Consider the following 22,735-nt stretch of genomic DNA (forward strand, 5'->3'; position numbering starts at 1 on the left):
GTAAAAATGCACCACAAAGAGTATTTAATTCATATGGTTTTGCATGTAAATTGTAAATTTAAGGATAGTATTTAATGTGAATTAACACGAAAGATTTCAAGGAACTGCATATTTTCAATGATATAAGTGTTCATCTTGTTAATTAAATGTTAAGATTTTGTTAACGTATAATTTCAAGAAAATTCAGTAAAACGAAATCAACAGCACAATAGATTGTTAACAGTACAATTACATTAAATTCATGAATACTTAATTTGTTTCTATAATATAGGCATTGTAAAGTTTATGTGAAAAGAATTTAAAGTATGTTATTTTTATTTAAATATAAGTTATAATTAATTTGTAAACACAAATATGGAGGTATACTATGTCACAAAAAGTACTTGTAGTAGATGATGAGCAATCAATCGTAACCTTATTAAAATATAATTTAGAGCAAGCTGGATATATAGTGGATGTAGCTTATGATGGAGAAGAAGCACTGGAGAAGGTTAATGCTACAAACCCCGAATTAGTTGTGTTAGATGTCATGCTTCCAAAAAAAGATGGGATAGAAGTGTGTAAAACGATCCGTTCTGATAAAAACCTTGTACCCATCTTAATGCTGACAGCTAAAGATGATGAATTTGATCGAGTACTTGGACTAGAACTTGGCGCAGACGATTATATGACTAAACCATTTTCACCAAGAGAAGTCGTAGCAAGAGTCAAAGCTATTTTAAGAAGATCTGCCATGGTTACAGAAGCAGCTCAAATTGAAAATGATGAAGATGACATACTTATTGGTGCAATCAGAATTAGACCAGAATATTTTGAAGTGTATAGAGAAGATGAACTATTAGAATTAACACCAAAAGAATTTGAACTGTTATTATATCTTATCGAAAGACAGGGTAGAGTAATCACACGTGAACATATGTTAAATTCAGTATGGAATTATGAATTTGCGGGTGACTCTAGAATTGTGGACGTACATATTAGTCATTTAAGAGATAAATTAGAAGAAAACCCAAAACAACCTAAACTTATCAAAACAGTACGAGGTTTAGGATATAAATTGGAGAGACCTAAGGTTTAATGCTGAAGTTTCATCACCGCCTCTTATTTTTATTATGTACCATCGTTATCATTAGTTTTATTATGCTAGGCGCAATCATAACACATGTTATTTATAACACGGTTACTACGGGTCAAGAAGGCGACCTAGAGCATCGTTCGAAGCATTTCGTTAGTTTGTACAACCATGATAAAATAGCTGAAATCAAAGATATTGCTGAAAGTGAGAAACTTACTGTAGTCATTGAAAAAGGTAACGATGTCTTGTTGTCCACAAAACAAGGTACTGAGATAAATGAAGATATAAGAAATGAAGCTATTCCTTCGAAACTAATTTATGATAAAGTAGCCGATGATCGAAGATATACATTTAAAACTTCAATCAAAGATCAAGACGTTTTGATAAGTGGTGTAAACAATGAAATCTTAGAATTGCAAATTGAAATATGGAAATACACTGCTTTAATTGGTTTAATTGTTTTAGTGATTATTTTCTTTGTAGTTCGAAGTATCAATAGAACATACATTAGACCTATTAATGAAGTAACTTATGCCACGAACCTTTTAGCTGAAGGTTATTATCACGTGAGGGTACCTGAAAGTAACGTTAAAGAGACGAGAGAGTTGTTCGTTACTACAAATGAATTAGCTAGACGTTTGCAACGTTTAAACCATAAGCAAAAACTACAATCCAATAGACTAAAAACAACTGTAGAAAGTATTCCAAGTTCCATATTAATGATTGATAAATATGGTGAAATTGTTGTAGCAAATAAAGCATATTATGAGTTGTTTACGCCTGAAGAAGCAGTAGAACATAAAAGTTATGTTGAGTTTATCGATGTTAAAATTCAAAAACTTATTGCTGATGCTTTTAAAGTAGAAAAACCTATTTATGATCAAGTGGAATTAACCATAGATCAAGTGCATCAAAAATATTTTGATACTGCTTGTGTGCCAATTTTGTCAAAAACAAAGAAAAATTTATATGGCATGGTTATTGTTATGCATGATATCACGAACCTTAAAAAGCTTGAAAATTTGCGTCGTGAATTTGTAGCGAATGTATCACATGAACTAAAAACACCTATTACTTCAATAAAAGGATTTGCTGAGACATTATTAGATGGGGCGAAAAATGATGAACAGGCATTAAATGATTTTTTACAAATCATTTCTAAAGAATCTGATCGCATAGAAACCTTAGTTTTTGATTTACTAGATTTATCTCATGTCGAACAACAATCTGAAATAGAAACTGAATATATCAGTTTGTCTGACATTGCTGAGTTAACGATAAAAAATATGCAGACGATTGCTGAAAGTAAAGATATAACTATTTTAAATGAAGTGACGCCTGATATTGTCATTGATGCAAATAAGGATAAAGTTTCACAAGTTGTTATCAATTTATTATCAAATGCAATTAGTTATTCTAAGGAATCGGATGAGGTCATTGTACGTGTATATAAAGAAGGTAATAAACGTATACTAGAAGTAGAAGATTTTGGTATGGGGATCAGTGAAGAAGATCAAAAACATATTTTTGAACGCTTCTATAGAGTAGATAAAGCACGTAGTAGAGATTCAGGTGGTACGGGCTTAGGACTATCGATTACAAAACATATTATGGAAGCCCATAATGGTAGAATTAACGTCATTAGTAGTCCAAATGAAGGCTCGACGTTTAGAATTACATTTTTTGAAACAGAGTAAGTATACTTTAAATGAACAATTGTTGTATAATATCAAATTGATAGTCGATCTAATTAACTTAATGTTGTTAGGTCGACTTTTTATATTGCTATGAAAATCAGAAGATATGTCGTATCAATACGAATAGCGTCATAATTTATGATAAAATGGATAGTAAATATGTGTTGGAGGTTAAAACATTGAATAAATTAATCTTAGTTGATGGTAACAGTCTTAGCTTTAGAGCTTTTTACGCTTTGCCATTGTTACAAAATAAAGCAGGTATTCATACCAATGCCGTGTATGGTTTTGCGATGTTGCTTGAAAAAATTATAAAAGAAGAACAGCCTACACATTTCTTAGTTGCATTCGATGCTGGAAAGACAACGTTCAGACACTCACAATATAGTGAATATAAAGGTGGACGTCAAAAAACACCACCTGAATTAAGTGAACAATTTCCTTATATCAGACAATTATTAGATGCTTATCAAATTAAGCGCTATGAGTTAGACAATTATGAAGCGGATGATATTATCGGTACGCTGAGTAAACAAGCAAATGAAGAAAAATTCCAAACGATTATCGTAACTGGTGACCGAGATTTAACACAACTTGCTACAGATGACGTGACAATCTATTATACTAAAAAAGGTGTAACAGACGTTGATCATTACACGCCGGAATTTATAGCCGAAAAATATGATGGTTTGGTTCCAGAACAAATTATTGATATGAAAGGCTTAATGGGTGATGCTTCAGACAATATTCCAGGTGTTGCAGGTGTTGGCGAGAAAACAGCAATTAAATTATTGAAGCAATTTTCAAATGTTGAAAATGTCTATGAACACCTAGATGAAGTATCAGGTAAGAAATTAAAAGAGAAACTTGAAAATAGTAAAGATGATGCTTTAATGAGTAAGGAACTTGCGACAATTAATTGTGAAAGTCCAATTGAAGTATCCTTAAACGAGACTAAGTTACAAGAAAATCCAGATACAAATGATAAAATTGAATTATTTAAAAAATTGGAGTTCAAACAATTGTTGGACCAAATAGATGTTGATGGTAGTAGCTCAAGTGTTGAAGAAATGGAAATCAATACAGTGAGTGATTTTGCACAGGTTGATTTTAACAACTTGGCTGCCGCAGCTATACATTTTGAGTTAGATGGTTCTAATTATTTAAAAGATGACATATTAAAATTTGCTTTATATGATGGCACACACCATGTTGTTATTGATGCACATAAGATGCATGATTATCCAGAACTTATTGCATGGTTAGAAGATAGTACTACAGAAAAGAATGTATATGATGCTAAAAAATCATATGTCGTCGCACATAGATTAGATATCGCGATTAAGCACATTGTGTTTGATGTGATGTTAGCAAGTTATATTATTGATCCATCCCGTACAATAGATGACGTCAATTCAGTTGTTACGAATTATGGTCAGTATTACGTACAACAAACCATCGCTATTTATGGTAAAGGTAAAAAAAGACAGTTGCCTGAAGATGAAGTTCTGAATCATCATGTAGCAACTATTATAGAAGCAATTAGTGCGACTAAACCTAAAATGGCAGAACAACTAGATGAATATAACCAAACAGATTTACTATATGATTTAGAGTTACCATTGGCACGCATTTTAAGTGAAATGGAAGAAACAGGTATTTATACAGTTGCCGATGATTTAAAAGAAATGGAAAAAGAGATTCAAAGTAAATTAGATGTGTTAATAAAAAATATACATGAAGCTGCAGGAGAGCCATTTAATATCAATTCACCAAAACAGTTAGGTGTTGTATTATTTGAAACGTTAGAGTTACCTGTAATTAAAAAAACGAAGACTGGTTATTCCACAGCAGTAGATGTGTTAGAACAATTACAAGGTGAACATCCAATTATTGAACATATCCTTGAATATAGACAACTTGCTAAATTACAATCTACGTATGTAGAAGGATTACAAAAAGTAATAGCTGAGGATAATCGTATTCATACACGTTTTAACCAAACGCTAGCACAAACTGGTAGATTGTCATCAATTGATCCTAACCTACAAAATATACCTGTTCGTTTAGAAGAGGGTAGAAAAATTAGAAAAGCGTTTAAATCTACAGATGAAAACAATGTCATATTTGCAGCCGATTACTCACAAATTGAATTAAGGGTATTGGCGCACATCACGCAAGATGAAAGTATGAAACAAGCATTTATTAATGATGAGGACATTCACACAGCTACAGCTATGAAAGTATTCAATGTGCAACCAGATGAAGTTGATGGCACGATGCGTAGACAAGCGAAGGCAGTGAATTTCGGAATTGTTTATGGTATAAGTGATTATGGTCTAAGCCAAAGTTTAGGCATAACAAGAAAACAAGCCAAACAATTTATTGATGATTATTTAGATAGTTTCCCTGGTGTTAAACAATATATGGAAGATATTGTTAAAGACTGTAAAGCTCAGGGCTATGTTGAAACATTATTACATCGTCGTAGATATATACCTGATATCACAAGTAGAAACTTTAATTTAAGAGGTTTTGCAGAAAGAACCGCAATGAATACACCAATTCAAGGTACAGCTGCAGATATTATTAAATTAGCCATGGTTAATTTTGCAAATGAAGTTAAAGATACGGATTTCCATGCGCAACTTTTATTACAAGTGCATGATGAATTGATTTTTGAAGTACCTAAAGAAGAAGTAGAAGCATTTGAAAAATTTATTGAAAAGATTATGGACAATGCGATAGAGTTAGATGTACCATTAAAAGTTGAATCTAGCTATGGTCAAACATGGTACGACGCAAAATAGAAAGAGGGTATTATATTGCCTGAATTACCAGAAGTAGAACATGTAAAAAGAGGTATTAAACCTTTTGTTAAAGGACAAACAATTGAATCAGTTACTTTTTCTGACAAAGTGCATGAAGGTAAAGCAAACAAACGTGAAACAATAATTAAAGGTTTAGAATTAGATACGTTTAAACGCTTTACTGAGCATTTTACAATAAATGATATAGAAAGACGAAGTAAGTATATCGTTTTCTATTTAGAGAAAGACGGTGAAGAAAGAATACTCATTAGCCATCTGGGTATGGCTGGTGGTTTCTTTGTAGTCGATAAAATAGAAGATATTAGTGTTCCAAATTATCGTAAACATTGGCATGTTATATTTAAATTAAATAATGATAAGTTGCTTGTCTATTCTGATATTCGCCGCTTCGGTGAAATTAGAAATGTGCCATCATTTGAAGCGTATCCATCATTTTTAGAAATCGCTCCAGAACCATTTGATGAAGAAGCAATGCCACATTACTTATCATGGTTTAATAAAAAACTTTATCAGGACAAGCCAATTAAACAAATGATTTTAGATCATCGGGTCATTTCGGGCTGTGGTAACATTTATGCGTGTGAAGCGCTTTTTAGAGCAGGTATCCATCCAGCGCGTCTATCAAAAGAGTTAAATAATCAAGAACGAGAAATATTATTTTATTATGTTCGAGATGTATTAGAAGCGGGTATAAAATATGGTGGAACGAGCATATCTGATTATCGTCATGCAGACGGTAGTACAGGTACGATGCAATTACATCTTAATGTTTATAAACAAAAGATATGTAAAGTGTGTGGAAGTGATATTGAAACTCAAGTTATTGCAACGCGAAATAGTCATTTCTGCGCTACATGTCAAAAATAAAGGAAGAGTGATATTATGCCAAAAGTTATAGGACTAACAGGTGGTATCGCATCAGGTAAATCTAGTGTTTCGGAATTATTAACCGTACATGGTTTTAAAGTTGTAGATGCAGATGTTGCATCACGCCAAGCAGTAGAAAAAGGTACCAAAGGACTAGAACAAGTTAAAGAAGCATTTGGAGAAGAAGCAATAGATGAAGATGGCAATATGAATAGATCATATGTAGGAGATGTCATATTTAATCATCCAGAGAAAAGATTGGAATTAAATGAAATTGTTCATCCTATTGTTAGAGATATCATGGAACAAGAAAAAGAAGCTTATCTTGAGCAAGGCTATAACGTAATTATGGATATTCCGTTATTATTTGAAAATGACTTACAAGATACTGTGGATGAAGTTTGGTTAGTATACACTTCTGAAAGTATACAAATTGATAGATTGATGGAACGTAATGATTTATCAATGGAAGATGCGAAGGCACGTGTTTATAGCCAAATTTCAATTGATAAAAAACGTAGAATGGCGGATCGTGAAATTGATAACCGTGATACGAAATTAGAATTGAAACAGAACTTAGAACAATTGCTCGTAGAGGAAGGTTATATTCACAACAATACTGAAGAAGAAGCACAATAAATCATGAGTCTTTAAATGATGATTATCGTAAGCTTGATTTAATATACATTAGTATGGTTTAATAAGTATATTCTGAAGTACTACTCAACTTATAATTTAAGTTTGAGTGGTACTTTTTCAATATGAAGTTAAATTATTTGGATAAACTTATTATGAAAAGGGCTCTTTAAGTTCATAGGTATGCGGAATTTAAATTTTTTTAAATTTATTTTAGAAAACGCTTTCTTGTACTTTTATTTATGTTATACTATTTCCATAAAGTATAACACAAAAACAAGGGGTGCTTTGAATGACGACAAATATTGCAATTAATGGAATGGGTAGAATAGGAAGAATGGTATTAAGAATCGCTTTGAAAAATAAGGATTTAAATGTAGTAGCAATTAATGCGAGCTACCCTCCTGAAACGATTGCCCACCTAATTAATTATGATACAACTCATGGTGCTTATGATTTAAAAGTAGAGCCTATAGAAAATGGCGTCAAAGTTGATAATCATGAGATTAAGCTTGTAGCGGAAAGAAATCCTGAGCACTTACCTTGGGAAACGCTGAACATCGATATCGTTATTGAAGCTACTGGAAAATTCAATCATGGAGATAAAGCTGTTGCACATATTAATGCAGGCGCTAAAAAAGTATTGCTTACTGGCCCATCTAAAGGTGGAGAAGTCCAAATGATTGTCAAAGGTGTTAATAATGAGCAATTAAACATTGAAGAGTATGACATATTTAGCAATGCTTCATGTACTACAAACTGTATTGGTCCAGTTGCAAAAGTATTAAATGACCAATTTGGTATACAAAACGGTTTAATGACAACGGTTCATGCCATTACGAATGATCAAAATAATATAGATAATCCGCATAAAGATTTAAGACGTGCGCGTTCTTGCAATGAAAGTATTATTCCAACTTCAACAGGTGCTGCAAAAGCACTAACAGAAGTTCTACCTGAATTAGATGGTAAATTGCACGGTATGGCATTAAGAGTGCCGACGAAGAATGTTTCATTAGTGGATTTAGTCGTTGATTTAGACACGAATGTAACGGCTGAACAAGTCAATCAAGCATTTAAAGATAATGACTTAGACGGTGTGATTGCAACTGAAGATGCACCTTTAGTATCTATGGACTTTAATACAAACCCACATTCAGCAATTATTGATACACAAAGTACAATGATTATGGGTGATAATAAAGTTAAAGTAATCGCGTGGTATGATAATGAATGGGGTTATTCAAATAGAGTAGTAGATGTAGCTGAACAAATAGGTCAATTACTCAAAAATGATGTTGGTGCTGTCACAAATTAAAGTACACATTTATAACAGTTAATAATGATCTATTTGATTAAATTTTAAGAAACTACCATGTTTAGACTATACGACATTATAATAGAAAGTATTATGTATACTCCTTTTGAAGTGATGCACATTGATAGTGCCTACTTTGAAAGGAGTTTTCATTTTGTCGTTTAAACCTATATAATAGATGATTGTAGAAATAGACAATGGTGAATTTACTGAGCATGTTAAACTTACTGTCAGAGAGACGTAATAAGTATTTTAATTTCTAACAATATTTGGGATGTTAGTGATAAAAATTACATAATGCATTAAGTATTTTACATGTATCATAGTGATTCTTTTGTGACATACATATTTATAGTATAATGATAAGTAATCAAAACGAGAGGGTGATAATTCGATGAAATGCCCGAAATGTAATTCGACTCATTCTCGTGTTGTAGACTCTAGACATGCAGATGAAGTTAATGCGATTCGACGTAGAAGAGAATGTGAAAAGTGTAGTACGAGATTCACAACTTTTGAACATATAGAAAAAAGACCACTTATTGTGGTGAAAAAAGATGGTACGCGGGAACAATTTTCACGTGAAAAGATTTTAAATGGATTGGTACGCTCATGTGAAAAAAGACCAGTACGTTATCAACAATTAGAAGATATTACGAATAATGTTGAATGGAAGTTACGTGATGAAGGACATGCAGAAATTTCTTCAAGAGAAATTGGAGAACATGTGATGAATTTGCTTATGCACGTAGATCAAGTATCATATGTTAGATTTGCATCTGTATATAAAGAGTTTAAGGATGTAGATCAACTATTACAATCTATGCAAGGTATTTTAGCTGGAAATAAACGGAGTGATTCTTAAATGGGGTTACAATCATATGATTATGGTTTGAGACCACATGATAATTTTACTGTTGTGCGAAATTTCTATTTGAACAGTAAGCATCTAGAAATTTTAAATAGATTGTTCACACCAATGATTGGTGCAAATGCAATTGGTTTATATCATTATTTGAATCAGTTTGTAGAATATGAAGCGGATTCTGTATTGACGCACTATATAATTATGAGTGAGTTAAAGATTAATTTATTAGAATTTAGAAAAGATATGGACTTATTAGAGGGTATTGGTTTAGTTAAAACATTAGTGAATCATGATGCACAGCATTCGTCTTTTGTTTATCAGCTTGTTCAACCACCCTCAGCAAAACAATTTTTCAGTGATCCAATGTTATCAGTGTATTTGTTTAGTGAAGTAAGCAAACAACGTTATCAACAATTGAAACGCCATTTTGAACATAAAAAGCAAATTGACTTTAATAAATATCAAGATGTGACACGTAATTTCACTGATGTGTTTAAGGTACCTAATAAGTCCTTAGATAACGATACAAATGAAATCCAAAGTGAAACGGCATATGAAGGTTTAAACTTGTCACAAGTGCACTTTGATTTTGAAACACTATATGATTTATTACAAAATCACTTTATTAGCACAAAAATTATAGATAAAGAAGCAAAAGCTTTAATCACACAAATCGCGACCCTATATGGTTTAACGCCTGAGCCGATGAAGCGCATCATTTTAAAATCTATAACAAGCGCACAAGAACTTTCGTTTGAAGAATTAAGAAAACATGCAAGAACTTATTATTTGATGGAGCATGAACAACAAATGCCATCTTTAAATATAAAAACTAACAATTATGCAGATAACACAACCCAAGTTGATCAAACGCAGAATGATAACCAAACTCAAAACCAAACACCAAATGAGGATAACTCTGCTACATGGTTAAAACAGTTAGAAGAAACAAGTCCAATAGATATGTTAGCATCTTGGTCAGAATCTGAACCGACAACACAACAAAAATATATGATTGAAGAGTTAGTAGAACGTGAACAATTGTCATTCGGTGTCATTAATATACTGTTACAATTTGTGATGCTGAAAGAAGACATGAAGCTACCTAAGTCTTATATTTTTGAAATAGCATCCAATTGGAAGAAAAAAGGCATCAAAACAGCGGAACAAGCATATCATTACGCGATAAAAGTGAATCAACCTAAGACTGAAAACAAGTCATCTAAACCTTATTATAAACAAAAACAACTGGCATCGAGAGAGATGACGCCTAAATGGTTAGAAGAGCGAGATAACAAAGCAGAAACTGACACTTCAAATAATAATGAAGATGATGAAAAATTGAAGAATGATAGAGAACAGTTTTTAAATCAACTTAAAGATAGATGGAAGGAGGACAAATAAATGAAACCTTTTAATCAAATTATGGGCGATTCAAACGATTTATCAAAAAAAATTGCCAAAATAAAAAAAGATGTCGTCAATGATCCAGACGTTAAACAGTTTCTAGAGTCACATAAAGCTGAATTGACGAATGCAATGATAGATGAAGATTTGAATATTTTACAAGAATATAAAGATCAAGAAAAGCGTTATGATGGTCATAAATTAAAAGACTGTCCCAATTTTGTTACAGGTCATATTCCTGAATTATATATCGAACATAATCATATAAAAATTCGCTACTTACCTTGTCCTTGTAAAATTAAACATGATGAAGAACGGTTTAATAAACATTTAATTACGTCGCACCATATGCAACGTGACACACTAGATGCAAAACTTGAAGATATATATATGGATAGAAGAGATAGATTAGATGTCGCAATGGCTGCTAACCAAATTTGTGAAAAAATAACAAATAAAGAGACCCAAATTAAAGGTTTATATTTACATGGTCCATTTGGTACTGGTAAATCATTTATCCTTGGCGCAATTGCAAATCAATTAAAAACTGAAAAGATACCATCTACAATTGTTTATTTACCAGAATTTATCCGTTCGCTTAAAGGCGGGTTTAAAGATGGTACTTTTGAAACGAAACTCTCTAGAGTGAGAGAAGCAAATATATTAATGTTAGATGATATAGGCGCTGAAGACATCACGCCATGGGCACGAGATGAAGTGATTGGACCATTGCTACATTATCGTATGGTTCAAGAGTTACCTACATTTTTCAGTTCTAATTTAAGTTTTGAAGAATTAGAATATCACCTCTCTGTTACACGAGACGGTACAGAAAAAACAAAGTCCGCAAGAATAATGGAAAGAATCAAAACATTATCGACACCTTATTTCTTAGAAGGAAAAAATTACAGGAACGATTGAAATCTAAAATAAATGTTGTATAATAAACTTAAATCTAAATCATAAAAAATGAAATGAAGACGAGATGAATAAACCACTACTTCACAGAGAACCAGTAAAAGATGAGATGCTGGTAAGTAAGTTAATTCGTTACTACTTTATAATTGATGTTGTAATGAACATCCGGCTCAAGACCGTTATCTTACGTAGAGTAAAGTTATGTATATCAAATACATCATAACTTTAATTTAGGGTGGTACCGCGAAGACCTCGTCCCTTTTTAGGGATGGGGTCTTTTTGTTTTTTTGAGTCTAATTCAGTATAAACGTCATTTCATTTTGATTTAAGTGCTTGAATAAATAGGAGGGTTTTTTATGGAGCAAATAAATATTAAATTTCCAGATGGCAATTCAAAAGTGTTTGATAAAGGTACAACTACAGAAGATATTGCACATTCTATAAGTCCAGGATTAAGAAAAAAAGCTGTAGCTGGTAAATTAAATGGACAACTCATAGATTTAACTAGATCAATTGACGAAGATGGATCAATTGAAATCGTTACACCTGGTTCTGATGAAGCGCTAGAAGTGTTACGTCATTCTACTGCACATCTTATGGCTCAAGCTTTAAAACGTCTATATGGCAATGTTCATTTTGGCGTTGGCCCGGTAATTGATGGTGGGTTTTATTATGACTTTGACATGGAAGAAAGTATTTCATCAGATGATTTTGAAAAAATAGAAAAAACAATGAAGCAAATTGTTAATGAAAACTATCCAATTGAACGTAAAGTCGTTTCGAGAGATGAAGCTAAAACATTTTTCTCAGACGACCCGTATAAGCAAGAATTAATTGATGCTATTCCAGAAGATGAAAATGTGACGCTATATTCACAAGGAGAGTTCACTGATTTATGTCGTGGTGTTCATGTGCCATCTACTTCTAAAATAAAAGAATTTAAATTATTATCAACAGCTGGTGCATATTGGCGTGGAAACAGTGATAATAAAATGTTACAACGTATATACGGCACAGCATTTTTCGATAAAAAAGAACTGAAAGCGCATTTGAAAATGTTGGAAGAACGCAAAGAACGTGATCACCGTAAAATTGGTAAAGATTTAGAACTGTTCGCTAACAATCCTTTAGTAGGTGCAGGTTTGCCACTTTGGTTGCCTAATGGTGCTACAATACGTCGTGAAATAGAACGTTATATTGTAGATAAAGAAGTAAGTATGGGTTATGACCATGTTTATACTCCTGTGATGGCTAACGTTGATTTGTATAAAACATCAGGCCATTGGGATCATTATCAAGAAGACATGTTCCCAACAATGAAATTAGATGAACACGAAGAAATGGTCTTAAGACCAATGAACTGTCCACACCATATGATGATTTATGCAAACAAACCACATTCATATCGTGAATTGCCTATTAGAATTGCTGAATTAGGTACTATGCACCGTTATGAAGCGAGTGGTGCGGTTTCTGGTTTACAACGTGTCCGCGGAATGACATTAAATGATGCGCATATTTTTGTACGTCCGGACCAAATTAAAGAAGAATTCAAACGTGTTGTAAATTTAATTGTTGATGTATACAAGGATTTCAACTTTGAGAATTATACATTCCGTGTAAGTTACAGAGATCCCGAAGATAAAGAAAAATACTTCGATGACGATGACATGTGGAACAAAGCAGAAAGTATGTTAAAAGAAGCGGTAGATGAACTCGGCTTAGATTACGAAGAAGCAGTAGGCGAAGCAGCATTCTATGGTCCGAAACTTGACGTACAGGTTCAAACTGCTATGGGTAAAGAAGAAACATTATCTACTGCCCAATTAGACTTCTTATTACCAGAAAAATTTGATTTAACTTATATTGGTAATGATGGGGAACAACATAGACCAGTAGTCATTCACCGTGGTGTAGTATCTACTATGGAGCGTTTCGTTGCATTCTTAACTGAAGAAACAAAAGGCGCATTCCCTGCTTGGTTAGCACCAAAACAAGTAGAAATCATACCTGTTAATGTTGATTTACATTATGATTACGCTAGACACATTCAAGACGAGCTTAAATCTCAAGGTGTTAGAGTTGAAATTGATGACCGTAATGAAAAAATGGGTTATAAAATCAGAGAAGCGCAAATGCAAAAAATCCCTTATCAACTCGTTGTAGGGGACAAAGAAGTAGAAAATAATGAAGTAAATGTACGTAAATATGGTTCCCAAGATCAAGAAACATTAGAAAAAGAAGAATTCATTTGGAATTTACTTGATGAGATTAGATTGAAAAAACAAAGATAGTCTTGAAACTCTTGAGGAAATCATGTATATTACAGAATAGTGAAGTAAGTTCACATTCATATAAAAATTAAATTTGAGTTAGAGGTTGCATATTCAATCAGTAATTATTCAGAAGCCAAATGGGGCATATGTTGAATAATAGAAAGGTGAAGATGCCGAAACTTGTATTGTCCATTAACTATACAGGTTGGGCCAGTTATCGAAAGAAACTGGACTGTCACATACGTGATGTGCTACCTATATAAATGCTATTATTAAAATGGTTGCATATCTAATAGGTATGCAACCATTTTATTTTTAGTCGAATGATTATCATAAATACGTTAACGGGAAAGAGCGAAATTTATAATTGTTGTGTAATTTATATACCTAATTACAATGAAGCACTGCTCAAACTATAAATAGTATGAATCTTAATCATATAGTAAGTTAACCTCTATATTTAAGGAAGGGAAGCGTCTATGGCAAAAAAAGTGAATCAAAATGATGGAGTTCAAAGGGGTCTGAAAGATCGCCATATATCCATGATTGCAATTGGAGGTTGTATTGGGACTGGTTTATTTATGACTTCTGGTGGTGCAATCCATGATGCAGGTGGTTTAGGAGCGCTTTTAGCTTTTGCAATCATTGGAGCGATGGTATTCTTCCTTATGACTTCTCTAGGAGAAATGGCAACATATTTACCTGTGTCAGGCTCATTTAGTACATATGCTACACGTTTTGTTGATCCATCTCTAGGATTCGCATTAGGTTGGAACTATTGGTTTAACTGGGTAATTACAGTTGCAGCCGATGTAACGATTGCAGCACAAGTGATACAGTATTGGACACCAATGTCAGGTATTCCAGCTTGGAGTTGGAGCTGTTTATTCTTAATTATCATATTTGGACTGAATGCATTGTCCGTTAGAGTATTTGGCGAAAGTGAATATTGGTTTGCTTTAATTAAAGTAGTTACCGTAATTATCTTTATTGCTATTGGTTTGTTAACAATAGTTGGTATCATGGGTGGCGAGTTTGTTGGTTTTGACACGTTTACTCAAGGTAATGGTCCTATTTTAGGTGATGGTTTTGGAGGAAGTATCCTAGCAATTTTAGGTGTGTTCTTAGTAGCAGGCTTTTCATTCCAAGGTACTGAACTCATTGGTATTACAGCAGGAGAGTCTGAAAATCCAGAGCGCGCAGTTCCCAAGGCAATTAAACAAGTATTCTGGAGAATATTAATATTCTATATTCTTGCAATTTTTGTAATCGGTATGTTGATACCATATGATAGCCCATCACTTATGGGTGGCGGAGATGATATTTCAACTTCACCATTTACGCTTGTATTCCAAAATGCAGGACTAGCATTTGCAGCATCATTCATGAATGCTGTTATATTGACTTCAGTATTATCAGCAGGTAACTCAGGTATGTACGCTTCAACACGTATGCTATATTCAATGAGTAAAGATAAGCTTGCATATCCTATATTTGGTAAAACAAATAGAAGTGGTGTGCCATACGTATCATTACTTGCTACAGCAGTAGTCGTAGTAATTATCTTTGTACTACAACATTTGAGCGGTGATGCTTATGAGTATATCGTTGCTGCAAGTGGTCTGACTGGTTTTATTGCATGGGTTGGTATTGCAGTCAGTCATTACAGATTTAGAAAAGCTTTTGATAAACAAAACTATGATAAATCGAAATTAAAATATAAAGCTAAATTATTCCCATTTGGGCCTATTTTTGCAGGTGTCTTGTGTGTACTTGTAATTATTGGACAAGATGTTGATTTCATTCAATCAGGAGAATTTGATCTCAATAGATTTGTTATCACATATATGGGTATTCCGGTATTCTTAGCATTCTTCATTTATCATAAGCTACGTTATAAAACAAAAATTGTACCATTAGAACAAGTGGATTTAAGACAAAATGTTAAAATGGACGATAAATAATAAGAAAAGCTATTGACTTGCTAATGAATTGTTGCTAAGATAGGTAATGTTGAATACGAAACGAACCAAGTAGAAGCTCCCGCTTCTCACCTGTTGCGACACTGATAGTAGTTGGCAGGTCTATATATACACGACATTGTTGTGTGTAAAGAAGAGCGGGTATATTATATACCCGCTCTTTTTCTTGGGATAATTTCGTAAAAATCTTGGAGGTGTCAACCATAGCAAAAGATCAGACTCAAGTTAACGAGAAGATTCGTGCAAAAGAATTACGTTTAATCGGACATGACGGAGAACAGATTGGTATTAAATCTAAAGCAGAGGCTTTAGAAATGGCAGAGCGCGTAGAACTCGATGTAGTTATTATGTCGCCTAATGCTAAACCACCTGTTGCGAAAATCATGGATTATGGTAAGTACAAATTCGAACAACAGAAAAAAGAAAAAGAAATGAAGAAGAAACAAAAAGTTATTAACCTTAAAGAAATTCGTTTAAGTCCTACAATTGAGGAACATGATTTCCAAACTAAATTGAAGAACGGACGTAAATTCTTAGAAAAAGGCGACAAATGTAAAGTTTCAATTCGTTTCAGAGGGCGTGCTATTACGCATAAAGAAATAGGTCAACGCGTATTAGAGAAATTTGCAGAAGAATGTAAAGATATCGCTACGATTGGGCAAAGACCTAAAATGGATGGACGCCAAATGTTCATTATGCTTAACCCACTCAACGAAAAATAAAAAGATACTACAGGAGGAATTGAATCATGCCTAAAATGAAAACACACCGTGGAGCAGCAAAACGTGTTAAAAGAACTGGTTCAGGTAAATTAAAACGTTCTAGAGCTTTCACATCACATATGTTTGCAAACAAAACAACTAAACAAAAACGTAAATTACGTAAAGCTTCATTAGTGAGCAAATCAGATATGAAACGCGTTAAACAATTATTAGCTTATAAAAAATAAGTAACGACAGATAAAATAAAGATTGAAGATATTTTGAGGAGGAATTTATTATGCCACGTGTTAAAGGTGGAACGGTAACAAGAGCTCGTCGTAAAAAGACGATTAAATTAGCTAAAGGTTACTTTGGTTCAAAAAGAACTTTATATAAAGTAGCAAAACAACAAGTAATGAAATCAGGACAGTACGCATTCCGCGACCGTCGTCAAAGAAAACGTGATTTCCGTAGATTATGGATTACACGTATTAACGGAGCTGCACGTCAACATGACATGAGCTATTCAAGATTAATGAACGGTTTGAAAAAAGCTGGAATCGATGTTAACCGTAAAATGCTTTCTGAAATTGCTATTTCAGACGAAAAAGCATTCGGTGAATTAGTTGCTAAAGCTAAAGACGCTTTAAAATAATTCTCAAATAAAGAGATGTACAAATTCGTACATCTCTTTATTTTTGTATCGATTAACATTTTGATAAATAACTATCATTTGATAAAATGGCTAAGAAGTCATATATGAAGGAGAAACTTATGTCTAAATTTGATGAAATGATTACAGTAGTACCGAGAACAATTTTATTTAATAGTGAAAAGAATCAATTCAACGGTTTTCTTGATAAAAATTCTGAAAAGGGTCAAGACATCTTTGACGCACTTTCAAAGTATGAAATTAAGCGTCGTGGAGATATGGAGGAAGATCCGACATATAAACAATTGGTATCTTATTGTATTTTAGAAAATGAGAATGATGAAATTTTAGTGTATGAGCGATTAGCAGGTGGTGGAGAATCACGTTTGCACGGTCAATCTTCAATCGGTGTTGGTGGACACATGAACGATGTTAAAGGTGCGGAATCTATCAATGAAGTCTTGCGCATTAATGCACAAAGAGAACTTGAAGAAGAAGTAGGTCTGTCAGATAGTAAATCACAAAATTTAGCATACATAGGTTTTATTAATGATGATACTAATGAAGTTGGCGAAGTTCATTTAGGCGTAGTGTTTAAAATTAAAGTGAATAGTAATGAGGTTGAAGCTAAAGAAACAGATACATTAAAAATAAAATGGGTGAATCAAAGTAAAATAGATAACTATGATGACTTTGAAACATGGAGTACATTAATATTACAGTCAATACAATAGAGGTGCATAAAAATGTCTGATATCATTCCATTTCCACGTTCAAAAGATAAGTTAATAAGAGAAATCAAACAATCTTTTAACAATAATGAATTAGATCAAATGTATGAACTGTTTGAAGATTTTGAAAAGCAATTTGAATTGGATGAGCAAATGTCTCTATTGAAATGTGCCATGTTATATAAGATGGGGCATTATCTTGAGTTGCGTGAAGAAGCTATCATATTACTAAAACAAGGTATTACTAAGTATGACGATCTTATGGTTTATTACGTGAAAAGTTTAAACGGATTAGGACAATATTTCGAAGTCGTTGATGTCATTAATCAAATTATTGATGAAGTCAATGATCATAAAACAAGAATGGAACTATTTCCATTAAAAGAATATGCCTTAAGTCAAATTGATAAACATAATGCGCATGCAGCAGAAATGCTTCGTGATTTTGAGTCGTTGTCACTACGTGAACAAATTAGTACAATCTTAACTTTAATAGATCATAATCAGTATCGATATCAAGAAACTGTGGTAAATATTATTAATGAAATTGAACTTGCACCGAATGTTGTGAGTATAATGCTTGAATATTTACGTTTTGCCGGATACAATCAAAACATTCGTGTTCAGAAATTTGGTTATACAGTTGAAGTAAATCCAAATCATCTATCTGGTCTTGAACAAACACTGTTTAAGATTAAAATTATTCCAGAAGTTATTAAGCAAATAGAAGATGATGCGGCACAAATTGTAGAGGAAGCACTTCACCTGATGAACAATCATGCTATTTTACTTTATCCATTAGATATAGAAAGCATAGCATCTGAAGATGAATGGATTGAAGCTTACACAAACTATTTCAAATCAATGTTAGGCTTAGAAAGTTTAGACACAACAAATACTATTGTTAACTTAATTACTTCAATTGATATGCATGAATAATTAATTTTTAAATTTTTGGGTAATTAATAATAGTAGTAAAATAATAATTAAATTAATTTCAATTATTCATTCAATATGATTTGTAAACTCAGTGTTTGTGTAGAGCATTGACGTATGATATAATAATGAAGTTGAAAAAATAAAATAGGATATTCATGGAGGTTTTTATACATGACAGCAACTTGGGAAAAAAAGGAAGGTAACGAAGGCGTTTTAACCGTTACAGTTCCAGCAGAAAAAGTAGACAAAGCAATTGATCAAGCTTTCAAAAAAGTAGTTAAACAAATAAACGTGCCAGGTTTCCGTAAAGGGAAAGTACCTCGCCAAATTTTTGAACAACGCTTTGGCGTAGAAGCACTATATCAAGATGCCGTTGATATCTTATTACCAGAAGCTTATGGTGAAGCTATTGACGAAACTGGAATTAAACCAGTTGATCAACCAGAAATCAATGTAACTACAATGGAAAAAGGTAGCGATATGACATTCGAAGCGAGTGTAGTAGTTGAACCTGAAATTGAGTTAGGAGACTATAAAGGTCTTGAAATTGAAAAACAAAATGTTGAATTAACTGAAGAAGAATTACAAGAATCAATTGACCACCAATTAGGCCACTTAGCTGAAATGGTAGTTAAAGAAGATGGCGCTGTTGAAGACGGCGACACAGTTAACATCGACTTTGATGGTTACGTTGATGGCGAACAATTTGAAGGTGGACAAGCTGAAGGCTATGACCTTGAAATTGGTTCAGGTTCATTTATTCCAGGATTCGAAGAACAATTAGTTGGTGTTAAAATTGGAGAAGAAAAAGACGTTACTGTAACTTTCCCAGAAGAATACCATGCTGAAGAATTAGCTGGAAAAGAAGCTACTTTCAAAGCTAAAGTAAATGAAATTAAATATAAAGACGTTCCAGAATTAACAGATGAGATTGCGAATGAATTAGACGCTGAAGCAAACACTGTTGATGAATACAAAGAAAACTTACGTAAAAAACTAACTGAGCAAAAAGAAACTGACGCTGAGAATAATCAAAAAGAAGAAGCAATTAGCAAAGCATCAAATAATGCTTCAGTTGAAATTCCAGACGCTATGATTAACACTGAGTTAGATCGTATGGTTCAAGAATTTGGGCAACGTATGCAACAACAAGGTCTTAATTTAGAAACATATTACCAAATTTCTGGTCAAGATGAGTCGCAATTAAGAGAACAAATGAAAGATGATGCAGAAGAACGTGTTAAAACAAACTTAACATTAACTGCTATTGCTGATGCTGAAGAAATTGAAGTAACTGAGGCTGATATCGATAAAGAATTAGAAAAAATGAGCGGACAATTTAATATGTCAGTAGAAGATATTAAACAAACGCTTGGTAATACTGATATCGTTAAAAATGATGTTCGTATCCAAAATGTTATCGATTTATTAGTTAAAGAAGCAAAATTAGTAGAACCATCTAAAGATGACTCTGAAGCGTAACTAAATATAAAAAGAGCAAATTATTTTGTGAATTATATGTTGGTCGTTTAATATAGTAAACCAGTAGCAGATGCATTCAAATAATGTATCTGCTACACTATTTTTAAAGCAAATAACTTGTGAAAGTTGTAAGTTGCATATTAAAATGCTATTTAGTATAGTCTTTAGGGAATAGGGGTGTAAATAGAATGTTCAAATTCAACGAAGATGAAGAAAATTTAAAATGTTCTTTCTGTGGCAAAGACCAAGATCAAGTTAAAAAGCTAGTTGCAGGAAGTGGCGTTTATATTTGTAATGAGTGTATTGAGTTATGTTCAGAAATTGTAGAAGAAGAATTAGCTCAATCGGAACCTGAAGGGTTAACTGAATTACCGACTCCAAAAGAAATTATGAACCAATTGAATGATTATGTAATCGGTCAAGAAAAAGCTAAGAAATCATTAGCTGTAGCTGTTTACAATCATTATAAACGTGTACAGAATTTAGGACCAAATGAAGATGAAGTTGAATTACAAAAAAGTAATATCGCTTTAATTGGACCTACTGGTAGTGGTAAAACACTTTTAGCACAAACATTAGCTAGAACATTAGATGTACCTTTTGCAATTGCTGATGCTACAAGTTTAACTGAAGCTGGTTACGTAGGTGACGATGTTGAAAACATCTTACTACGCTTAATGCAAGCAGCTGATTTTGATATTGATAAAGCTGAAAAGGGTATTATTTATGTCGATGAAATTGACAAAATAGCTAGAAAATCAGAAAATACATCTATTACACGTGATGTATCTGGTGAAGGTGTACAACAAGCATTGCTTAAAATCTTAGAAGGCACAACTGCAAGCGTGCCACCTCAAGGCGGTCGTAAGCATCCTAACCAAGAGTTAATTCAAATTGACACAACAAACATTTTATTTGTTCTTGGTGGTGCCTTTGATGGTATAGATGAAGTAATTAAACGTAGATTAGGTGAGAAAGTAATCGGATTTGCAAGTAGTGAAGCTTCAAAATATGATGAAGATGCAATACTTGAACAAATCAGACCTGAAGATTTACAATCATATGGTTTGATTCCAGAATTTATCGGTCGTGTACCTATTGTTGCTAATCTAGAAACATTAGATGTAGATGCACTGAAAAATATTCTAACTCAGCCTAAAAATGCTTTAGTGAAACAATATACTAAAATGTTAGAACTTGACGATGTAGAATTGGTATTTACTGATGAAGCATTATCTGCAATCAGTGATAAAGCAATTGAACGTAAAACAGGCGCACGTGGCCTTCGTTCAATTATAGAAGAAGCTTTAATTGATATTATGTATGACGTGCCTTCTTCTGAAGGTGTTGTAAAAGTCGTGATTACAGAAGAAACAATTAATGATGAAAAAGATCCTGAACTATACGATAAAGAAGGTAACCTTGTAAACAAGGAACAAACTTCTGCTTAAATTAGGTGAATCAAATGAGGCTGGGACATATCACATGTCTCAGCCTCATTTTTTATATTGGCAGTGGCTGACTGAATTGAAAATGTACTTATATCAAACTTTTAAAGAGATTCAGCTCTTGTATTCCAATTTATAGTCATTCTTGCCGGGGTGGGACGACAAAAATTTATTAGAAAAATTAGATTTCTGTCTTAGTCCCATTTTTTAAAAAAGAAAGCATGGATAAAATAAAAATACATATTCATATAAGCCATAGTGTAATATAATAAACAATGAGTTCAGAAGAAAAGAGGGACGATAATGAAAGTTAATCCTAATGAAATAGAATTATTAATTAGTGCAGTAAAACCGGAACAATATCCAGAAACCGGTTTAAGTGAAGTTGGCCTAAGTGGCAGATCTAACGTAGGTAAGTCAACGTTTATCAATAGTATGATTGGTCGAAAGAATATGGCAAGAACATCTCAACGACCTGGTAAGACACAAACACTTAATTTTTATAATATAGATAATCAACTTGTATTTGTTGATGTACCTGGTTATGGCTATGCGAAAGTAAGTAAATCACAACGTGAAGCATTTGGTAAAATGATTGAAAGATATATTTCACAAAGAGAATCCTTGAAGCTTGTCATTCAACTTGTTGATTTACGACATAACCCAACCGAAGACGATATCATTATGTACAATTATCTTAAATACTATGAAATTCCAACCCTTATTGTAGCGACGAAAGAAGATAAAATTGCTAAGGGTAAAGTACAGAAGCATTTAGCGAAGATTCAGCAAAAATTAGAAATGGAAGCTGAGGACGAGATTATAAGCTATTCTTCAATTAAAAAAGACAAACAACAAAAAATATGGAATATGATTGAAAGTTATTTGTAATGATTACATTGAAGTA

The 22,735-nt window shown here is 32.8% G+C and carries 19 protein-coding genes, 1 riboswitch and 1 other annotated feature; all 19 genes read left to right on the forward strand.

The genetic code is table 11. The features are described 5' to 3' along the window. Positions 1 to 367 precede the first annotated feature (367 nt). The 19 genes from AST02_RS02175 (at position 368) to yihA (ending at position 22,719) form a co-directional block, all read left to right on the forward strand. Positions 368 to 1,078: a response regulator transcription factor gene (locus AST02_RS02175; RefSeq protein WP_046465542.1), complete on the forward strand. Its 711-nt coding sequence runs from the start codon at positions 368 to 370 to the stop codon at positions 1,076 to 1,078. Beyond that, positions 1,078 to 2,772 carry a two-component system histidine kinase PnpS gene (gene pnpS, locus AST02_RS02180; RefSeq protein WP_069815398.1) on the forward strand — a complete coding sequence of 565 codons (1,695 nt, stop codon included), beginning with the start codon at positions 1,078 to 1,080 and terminating at the stop codon, positions 2,770 to 2,772. Before AST02_RS02175 ends, pnpS begins: the two co-directional genes overlap by 1 nt. Before the next feature lie 179 nt (positions 2,773 to 2,951). Next, the gene (polA, locus tag AST02_RS02185) at positions 2,952 to 5,582 is read left to right on the forward strand and encodes a DNA polymerase I (protein ID WP_069815400.1); all 2,631 of its coding nucleotides are present in this window, start codon (positions 2,952 to 2,954) and stop codon (positions 5,580 to 5,582) included. A gap of 15 nt (positions 5,583 to 5,597) precedes the next feature. Further along, the gene (gene mutM, locus AST02_RS02190) at positions 5,598 to 6,470 is read left to right on the forward strand and encodes a bifunctional DNA-formamidopyrimidine glycosylase/DNA-(apurinic or apyrimidinic site) lyase (protein WP_069815402.1); all 873 of its coding nucleotides are present in this window, start codon (positions 5,598 to 5,600) and stop codon (positions 6,468 to 6,470) included. Between the two features lie 15 nt (positions 6,471 to 6,485). Further along, a complete protein-coding gene (gene coaE / locus AST02_RS02195; protein WP_046465538.1) occupies positions 6,486 to 7,109 on the forward strand; it encodes a dephospho-CoA kinase in 624 nt (207 codons plus the stop codon). Between the two features lie 289 nt (positions 7,110 to 7,398). Then, entirely contained in the window at positions 7,399 to 8,424 is a 1,026-nt protein-coding gene (gene gap, locus AST02_RS02200) for a type I glyceraldehyde-3-phosphate dehydrogenase (RefSeq protein WP_046465537.1), read from the forward strand. 394 nt (positions 8,425 to 8,818) lie between these two features. Beyond that, entirely contained in the window at positions 8,819 to 9,289 is a 471-nt protein-coding gene (gene nrdR / locus AST02_RS02205) for a transcriptional regulator NrdR (protein ID WP_002507372.1), read from the forward strand. After that, a complete protein-coding gene (locus AST02_RS02210; protein ID WP_069815404.1) occupies positions 9,290 to 10,696 on the forward strand; it encodes a replication initiation and membrane attachment family protein in 1,407 nt (468 codons plus the stop codon). It abuts the gene before it with no gap. Next, positions 10,697 to 11,620, forward strand: coding sequence for a primosomal protein DnaI (dnaI, locus tag AST02_RS02215; RefSeq protein WP_046465535.1), 924 nt, complete (start codon positions 10,697 to 10,699; stop codon positions 11,618 to 11,620). Positions 11,621 to 11,973: 353 nt separating this feature from the next. Next, positions 11,974 to 13,911: a threonine--tRNA ligase gene (gene thrS, locus AST02_RS02220; RefSeq protein ID WP_069815406.1), complete on the forward strand. Its 1,938-nt coding sequence runs from the start codon at positions 11,974 to 11,976 to the stop codon at positions 13,909 to 13,911. 71 nt (positions 13,912 to 13,982) lie between these two features. Continuing rightward, a riboswitch (Lysine riboswitch) is annotated at positions 13,983 to 14,155 on the forward strand. A 217-nt stretch (positions 14,156 to 14,372) separates the two neighbouring features. Next, on the forward strand, positions 14,373 to 15,857 hold the full coding sequence (locus AST02_RS02225; RefSeq protein WP_069815408.1) for an amino acid permease: 1,485 nt from the start codon (positions 14,373 to 14,375) through the stop codon (positions 15,855 to 15,857). Positions 15,858 to 15,918: 61 nt separating this feature from the next. Then, positions 15,919 to 16,047 (forward strand) — a sequence feature (ribosomal protein L20 leader region). A gap of 22 nt (positions 16,048 to 16,069) precedes the next feature. Then, complete coding sequence (gene infC, locus AST02_RS02230) at positions 16,070 to 16,597, forward strand: translation initiation factor IF-3 (protein WP_002507377.1); 528 nt, start codon at positions 16,070 to 16,072, stop codon at positions 16,595 to 16,597. Positions 16,598 to 16,623: 26 nt separating this feature from the next. Continuing rightward, the gene (rpmI, locus tag AST02_RS02235; protein WP_002507378.1) at positions 16,624 to 16,824 is read left to right on the forward strand and encodes a 50S ribosomal protein L35; all 201 of its coding nucleotides are present in this window, start codon (positions 16,624 to 16,626) and stop codon (positions 16,822 to 16,824) included. Positions 16,825 to 16,874: 50 nt separating this feature from the next. After that, complete coding sequence (rplT, locus tag AST02_RS02240) at positions 16,875 to 17,231, forward strand: 50S ribosomal protein L20 (protein ID WP_002507379.1); 357 nt, start codon at positions 16,875 to 16,877, stop codon at positions 17,229 to 17,231. Between the two features lie 119 nt (positions 17,232 to 17,350). Continuing rightward, positions 17,351 to 17,962, forward strand: a complete 612-nt coding sequence (locus AST02_RS02245; RefSeq protein WP_046465532.1) for an NUDIX domain-containing protein — start codon at positions 17,351 to 17,353, stop codon at positions 17,960 to 17,962. Between the two features lie 12 nt (positions 17,963 to 17,974). After that, positions 17,975 to 18,898: a hypothetical protein gene (locus tag AST02_RS02250; RefSeq protein WP_069815410.1), complete on the forward strand. Its 924-nt coding sequence runs from the start codon at positions 17,975 to 17,977 to the stop codon at positions 18,896 to 18,898. 171 nt (positions 18,899 to 19,069) lie between these two features. Then, a complete protein-coding gene (gene tig, locus AST02_RS02255) occupies positions 19,070 to 20,380 on the forward strand; it encodes a trigger factor (protein ID WP_046465530.1) in 1,311 nt (436 codons plus the stop codon). 188 nt (positions 20,381 to 20,568) lie between these two features. Then, a complete protein-coding gene (gene clpX, locus AST02_RS02260) occupies positions 20,569 to 21,831 on the forward strand; it encodes an ATP-dependent Clp protease ATP-binding subunit ClpX (RefSeq protein ID WP_046465529.1) in 1,263 nt (420 codons plus the stop codon). 300 nt (positions 21,832 to 22,131) lie between these two features. Then, positions 22,132 to 22,719, forward strand: coding sequence for a ribosome biogenesis GTP-binding protein YihA/YsxC (gene yihA / locus AST02_RS02265; protein ID WP_046465528.1), 588 nt, complete (start codon positions 22,132 to 22,134; stop codon positions 22,717 to 22,719). Positions 22,720 to 22,735 lie beyond the last annotated feature (16 nt).

It is taken from the genome of Staphylococcus equorum (assembly GCF_001747895.1).
GTDB lineage: Bacteria > Bacillota > Bacilli > Staphylococcales > Staphylococcaceae > Staphylococcus > Staphylococcus equorum_A.